This window comes from Thermoleptolyngbya sp. M55_K2018_002 (genome assembly GCF_015295965.1).
GTDB lineage: Bacteria > Cyanobacteriota > Cyanobacteriia > Elainellales > Elainellaceae > Thermoleptolyngbya > Thermoleptolyngbya sichuanensis.
In genome coordinates this window covers 1-6,153 of record NZ_DVEA01000193.1, presented here as the reverse complement: position 1 = coordinate 6,153, position 6,153 = coordinate 1, and the positions used below count along the sequence as shown (strand labels likewise).

The following is a 6,153-nucleotide window of genomic DNA, read 5'->3' as shown; positions in this document are numbered from 1 at the left end:
ACTCCCAGCCGCTTTCGGGTCAGCCACAGAGGTTGAGTAGCGATAGACTTGGGTCAGTGTGCAACGTCCCAAAAGGGATTAGGGGGGCGATCGCCCAAAGGTGTTGGTGTTGCCAGATGAGGGCGATCGCCGAAAGGTACGGGTGCAAGGAGATGAAGGGCGATCGCCCGGACTCATCCCACACTCAGGTTTCCTGCCGTCGTGCGTAGGCCGTCATCGGCTCCTTGATGAAGCGGATGTAGAGATGGCGGAAGGTGGACTTAATCACGCGGGGCATTCCGAAGTCAATCGGCATGAGGCGATCGGAGAGTTTCCAGTTTTCGATTCGCAGGTCGGCGGGTTGGCAAAGCGGAAAATTGATTTGATGTAGTGACGGACATAGCCCCATCCGCTGGGAGGCAGCAACAGTAGGTACTTGGTCTGGATTGACCTGGAGGATATCGACGAGAGCGCGATCGCACGCAAAGACATCTGCCGACGCAGCCAGCACGCCCAGCATCCTCGGTTCGCCGCCGCTGGGGCCGTTGCCTTCGTGGCCTATGATGCCGTCGGCAATGGTGAGGTTGGGGGCGATCGCCCGCGCAGTTTCGACCAGCATTTCCCCAAAGCGGCGGCTGTCTTTGCCTGCCTCCATGTGCCACCAGGCTTTCATTTTGCCGGGGACGCAGCCAAATAGATTCTTCACACCCAGCGTCAGCGTCAGTTGCATGTGTGACTTTACCTTGGGTAAGTTAATCACCACATCTGCTTCCATTGCCTCTTTGCACAGCAGCAGGTGGTTGAAATTCTCGCTCACGGTTTCGTAGCGGCGGCCGTTCCATTCCACAATCGGCAAATTTAGCTCGTCGATTAGCGGCTGATAGCCATTGGCGATCGCCACCCCCCGCGCACTGCCAAAGGCGGGACTGTCGCCCAAAAACGGCTTGCCGCCTGCTTCTTGCAACAGTTGCGCGACAACGTAGACCAGTTCCCAGCGCGTTACGCATTCCTTTTTTGGTCGTGCCCCCGTCAGCAGGTTTGGCTTGAGCAAGACGCGATCGCCCGGTTTCACGAACGCCCCTATGCCGCCCAAGGGTTCTAGCAGGGTTTGCAGGGCTTGGCGCAGCGATTCATGTTCGTAGCTGGTGGCCCGCAGCAGGCTGACTGTAGACATAACGCAAGACCTAACGCAAGGTTGAAAAACTATCTTGATTTTGCACCATCTCGCCCAAACGAGTAGCCGCTCACCCGTCCCACCGGAAATAATGGAGAAGACGCACCCTATCCCCCATCGCCCCATGCCCTACCGCCGCCTTCTGGCGATCGCCCTCGCCTGCCTGCTCTGGTTCTGCGGAATTTCTCCCACCCGCGCCCAGGATCTTGCGCCCGTGCTAACGCTCGACCCGCCGCCGCCCAATACGGAATTTTATGAATATCGCGTGCTGCACAATCCCGACGGCATTGGCAAATTTTACATGGGGCGAGAAATCGCGCAGGTGATGGGGCATCAGGGGGCAGCGTGGCTGGAGCGGCCGGGGCGATCGCTCCAAGAGCAGCCCGACAAAGTGCTGCCCGCCCTCAACCTAAAGCCAACCGATGTGGTTGCCGACATTGGCGCAGGCACGGGCTATTTCAGCTTTCGCCTGAGTCCCCTAGTGCCCCAAGGCAAGGTGTTGGCAGTAGACATCCAGCCGGAGATGATCGGTATTCTTGAATTCTTTAAGCAGGAGGCCGCAGAAGCAGGCACGCCTGCCGACAACGTGGAACCCGTGCTGGGCGAGCCGGATAATCCCCAGCTTGCGCCAGACAGCATTGACCTGGCGCTGATGGTCGATGCTTACCACGAGTTTGAATATCCCCGCGAGATGATGGAAGCCATTTTCAAGGCGCTGAAACCGGGCGGCCGCGTGGCGCTGGTGGAATATCGCGGCGAAAATCCCTTTATTTCCATCAAGGGGCTACACAAAATGACCCAGCGCCAGGTGAAGAAGGAAATGCAGGCGGTAGGTTTGGTTTGGCGAGAAACCAAGGGCTTTTTGCCGCAGCAGCACCTCATGATTTTTCAGAAGCCCGCTCAAAAACCTGCGTAATGCACTGGCAGATCCGCGATTTGCAGCCCGGTGAAACGGCCCTCATGCAGCAGTTGGCAACGATGCTGGTGGATGCTTTTGGCCAGATGGCGCATGGCTGGCACGATTTGCCGTCTGCCTTGGAGGAGGTGGAGGAATCGCTGGCGGGCGATCGCCTCAGCCGCATTGCCCTGTTGCCGTCTGGTGAGGTGATTGGCTGGATTGGGGCGATCGCCCAGTATGGTGGTTCTGCCTGGGAGCTACATCCGCTGGTGGTGCAGCGCAACTGGCGCGGGCGGGGTGTCGGGCGATCGCTCGTACAAGACCTGGAACAACAAGCCGCGGCGCAGGGTGGCCACACCCTGTATCTGGGCACAGATGACGAACTAGGTCAAACCAGCCTGTTTGGGGTTGACCTCTACTCTGACCCATTTCAGCACATCGCCCAAATTCGCAATCCTGGCAACCACCCCTACGAGTTTTATCAAAAGATGGGCTTTCAGATTGTCGGTGTGCTGCCCGATGTCAACGGGCCCGGCAAGCCCGACATCCTCATGGCAAAACGGCTAGTGCAGAATTTCCTGACCTGAAGTCGTACCTATCTCAATGCCTGTGAGAATGCTCACCGTGGGAAGGCTGGTGGGAATGGTCATGCGTATGTCCGTGGGCATGGCGATGCTCAGGTGGGTGAGCAGGTTCAGAATCATGCGAGTGGGAATGCCCGTGGGAATGCCCGTGGGAATGCCCGTGGGAATGTCCGTGGGAATACTCATGGTGATGGTGATCTGCATAGGACTGGGCCAGGGCGATCGCCAGCGATGGATTCACCGCCAGCGCCTCTGCCTCCAGCAAATCAGCAATCTGCCCATCGGCCCAATCTGCTGCCATTTGCAGAAAGTCGGGGTGGTCATTGACGCAGGGCATCTGCACGTAGGTCACTTCGGGATGGCGACGACGCAGCCCGTGGATAATGTGATCCACATCCAGCAAGGTTTCGTGGTTTTCGGTGGCAAAGCCAATGGGCATGAAGACCAGCGCCGTTGCGCCCAAGTCGATCAGGTTTTTGGCGGCCAGTTCGGCATTGGGCTGGGTCCACTCGATTAGCGGTGTTTGGTGATTCAGCCAGCCGACGGAAATCAGCGGATAGCGGTGAATCAGCTTTTCGCGCACCCGCTCATAGAGCGCCTGACTTTCGTCAATGCCGGAGGTAAAGCCCTTGGCCTTGTGAGGGCAGCCGTGATTCATCAGCACAATGCCCGTCTGTGACGGCAGGTGCGCCACCGCCAGGTCAGCATGAATCTTGTCTTCGACCAGCCGCGCCATCAGGTCGATGTATTCCGGCTCGTTGTAGAAGGAGGGAATGTAGCGCGTGCCTTTGAGCCAATGCTCGGAGCCAACAAAGGTTTTCGCCAGGGCTTTGTTAACCTGCTCCACTGCAATGCCACTGGTAAAGATTGAGTCCACCACCAGCAGTGGATAAATTAGCAGCTTGTCGAAGCCCTCTGCCTGGATTTGCGCCAGCACTTGCTCCGGCAAAAACGGGGCGCAGAAGTTGAACGCCTTGAAGACCTTGATGCGATCGCCCCATTTTTCCTTCAGTCGCGCCTCGATACCCGCCCGCTGCTGCTCAAAGATGGCGTTGTGCGGCGAGATAAAGTAATCGTGCTGATGCTGCCACTCGTGTAGGTCAAACACGGCCAGCAGCTTGGCCAGCGGCGGATAGATCCAGGTGGGGACGGGGGCAAATTTTGCCGTCAGCAGGTTCAGCGCCTGCTCGTTGTAGTTAGCAAAGTCTTCGTAGCTCTCGACCTCGCCGTAGCCCATCAGCAACACCGCCACTCGGCTGGACGGGGCCGCGCCGGGGGAAAGCTCGGCGGGAGTTTGCTCAAGTCGTTCGGGAGTAGCAACCACGCGATACACCTACCAGTTAACGTATGGGGGCAATGTGATAAGGAATACAGGGATATATTGAAGCGGTTCCCAGCATCCTCCATAGCCTAGCATCCCCCTACCGGGTATGGGCATTTTTTCCCGCAATCTCTAACATTTCCCCATCATCTTCCTGCTGCAACGATCGGCGTTGCTGAATAGCGACAGGACTTACGCACCTGCGATAGGCTTTCTGGATTTTGGACAATTGCTCGCGGGCGCAAATCGCGAGAAATTGTCCAACTGCGTCAGTTCTAAGCTGAATAGCTGAATATAAATTGGACTGACCCCATACCGCCCTCACCCGAACGCCCTCTCCCGCCGAGATGGACGGTAATGCCGAACCATTTACGGCTCCACCCGCAAGAAAAATGCAGATTCGCTACTCAAAAAGCCCTTAATCTCTAGCCGCATATCCACACCCCAGGCGACCCAGTGCCGCCCATAGCCAGTCTTCTCCTCGATCGTGGGGACTGCGTCGGGCGGCAGGCGAAACTGCCAGGTGTGTTCGACCTGCATCAGTCCAGAGGGCAGGGCTTTGTCAGGCAGATTTTCGATCCAGAGGGGCGTAGCACGATAGGTTGATGTCTCATTTTTGCAGCAGAGGCATTAACCCCAGAGGCGGCGACGCGGCGATCCGCCCAGGCGGCGATGGGCATCGCGCAGCAGAGTGGGGATATCCAGCGCTTCGGGACAGCGCGGCAGGCAGTTGCCACAGTCGGTGCAGCGATCGCCCCGGCTGCCAGGAAACCAGTGTCCCGCGTTTTCAAACATGCCGTAGCGATAGGTGCTGTATTGGGTCATGTCGTAGGCCACTGCCAGGTTTCGCAGCCGCAGCACTTCGGGAATGTGGATGTCTTCGGGGCAGGGCAGGCAGGCATAACACTGGCTGCATTGGTCGGTTCCCAAGACGGCAGATTGGTGCGATCGCAGCCGTTCCAAAATCTCTACCTCTGCGTCTGTGAGCGGGTGCGTTTGGTCTGCCATTTCCAGGGGCCAATCCAGTTCCTCTGGTTTGGCTGCTCCCAAGCTGAGGGTGGTGATGCGCGGGTCGCTGAGTAGCCAGCGATAGCCTAGGTGCAGCGGCGATTGGGGGCGGCATAGCGTGTCCAATTGTTCTGGCGGCGTGTAGAGCAGGCCGCCTTTGTCCGCTGGGGAAATGATGAACACACCCATGTCCTTTTGGTGCGCCAGTTCAACTGCGGCTGCGTTGCGCTGGAAAAACAGGGTGTAGTGCAAGTTCACAAACTGGAACTGGTCGGTGGCGATCGCCCCCAAAATCACATCCAGCGGCCCATGCGTCGAAAAGCCCACCCACCGCACGCGCCCATCGGCGATCGCCGCCCGCACCGCCGCCATGCAGCCCCTTTCCGCCGTCACCATCGCCAGATGTTCTGCCGTATTCACCCCATGAATCGCCAAGCAGTCTACATAGTCCAGCCCCAGCCGCGCTAGCGATTCGTCAATGCCCCGCGCCATTGCATCAGCATCGGTGGTGGGTGGCAGCTTGGTGGTGATGATCAGATCTTCCCGCTTTGCCCGCTCTTCCCGCCGCAGCCCTGCCAGCGCCTTGCCCAGAAAGATTTCGCTGTTGCCATAGCCCCGCGCCGTCTCGATGTGGTTGATGCCGAGGGCGATCGCCCGCTCCACCGTTTGCCGCGCCGTTTCTGCCGACTCCAGATAGCGCATCGTCCCCAGCGAGAAGACAGACAGGTGCAGATGGGTTTTCCCAAAGCGGCGATAGTGCATGGCTGCGAGTTACGCTTGCGAGTCGCCCTCATGCAGGAGCCAGTCCACTGCCTTCACCACCAGCCGCGCCGAACCCAGGAAAAACGCTGTATTGAGCGTGTCGGGGGTGTCGCTGGGCTGGTGATAGTGGGGATTGCGGAAGTTGGCGGTGTCGGTGAGCAGCACTGCGCTGATGCCCGCTTTCCAGAAGGGGGTGTGGTCGCTGCGGAGGAGGTCGGGAGTGAGGTCGCCCAGCAGCGGCACGGCCAGGCTGAGGACGGGGGGGACGGCGGCAGACGGGGCATCGGCAATCTGGTGAAACGCCTGGATAAGCTGGGGGCGATGCCCGTAGGGATTGCGTTGCAAATCGCCAAGCACCGCCAGAAAATTGCCCCGATCCGTCGGTGGGGCGATCGGCAGCATCGCCGGATAGGACTGGCAGCCCGCC

At 58.9% G+C, this 6,153-nt stretch carries 7 protein-coding genes; 2 read left to right on the top strand and 5 right to left on the bottom strand.

From position 1 onward, the window contains the following. Positions 1–184: 184 nt before the first annotated feature. A complete protein-coding gene (locus tag IGS51_RS09440; protein WP_297078172.1) occupies positions 185–1,153 on the bottom strand; it encodes a DUF362 domain-containing protein in 969 nt (322 codons plus the stop codon). A 124-nt stretch (positions 1,154–1,277) separates the two neighbouring features. On the opposite strand from IGS51_RS09440, the gene IGS51_RS09435 reads away from it, so the two are divergent. Beyond that, complete coding sequence (locus IGS51_RS09435) at positions 1,278–2,069, top strand: class I SAM-dependent methyltransferase (RefSeq protein WP_297078171.1); 792 nt, start codon at positions 1,278–1,280, stop codon at positions 2,067–2,069. Beyond that, positions 2,069–2,638, top strand: a complete 570-nt coding sequence (locus IGS51_RS09430; protein ID WP_297078170.1) for a GNAT family N-acetyltransferase — start codon at positions 2,069–2,071, stop codon at positions 2,636–2,638. Before IGS51_RS09435 ends, IGS51_RS09430 begins: the two co-directional genes overlap by 1 nt. A 13-nt stretch (positions 2,639–2,651) precedes the next feature. On the opposite strand, the gene IGS51_RS09425 is transcribed toward IGS51_RS09430, so the two are convergent. The 4 genes from IGS51_RS09425 to IGS51_RS09410 form a co-directional block, all read right to left on the bottom strand. Continuing rightward, positions 2,652–3,959, bottom strand: coding sequence for a ferrochelatase (locus IGS51_RS09425; protein WP_297078169.1), 1,308 nt, complete (start codon positions 3,957–3,959; stop codon positions 2,652–2,654). Between the two features lie 366 nt (positions 3,960–4,325). Beyond that, positions 4,326–4,496 (bottom strand): hypothetical protein, encoded by a 171-nt coding sequence (locus IGS51_RS09420; protein WP_297078168.1) that lies wholly within the window; start codon positions 4,494–4,496, stop codon positions 4,326–4,328. 90 nt (positions 4,497–4,586) lie between these two features. Continuing rightward, entirely contained in the window at positions 4,587–5,726 is a 1,140-nt protein-coding gene (locus tag IGS51_RS09415) for an aldo/keto reductase (protein ID WP_297078167.1), read from the bottom strand. A 9-nt stretch (positions 5,727–5,735) separates the two neighbouring features. Continuing rightward, a partial coding sequence (locus IGS51_RS09410; protein ID WP_297078166.1) for a M28 family peptidase occupies positions 5,736–6,153 on the bottom strand: 418 nt, incomplete at its 5' end.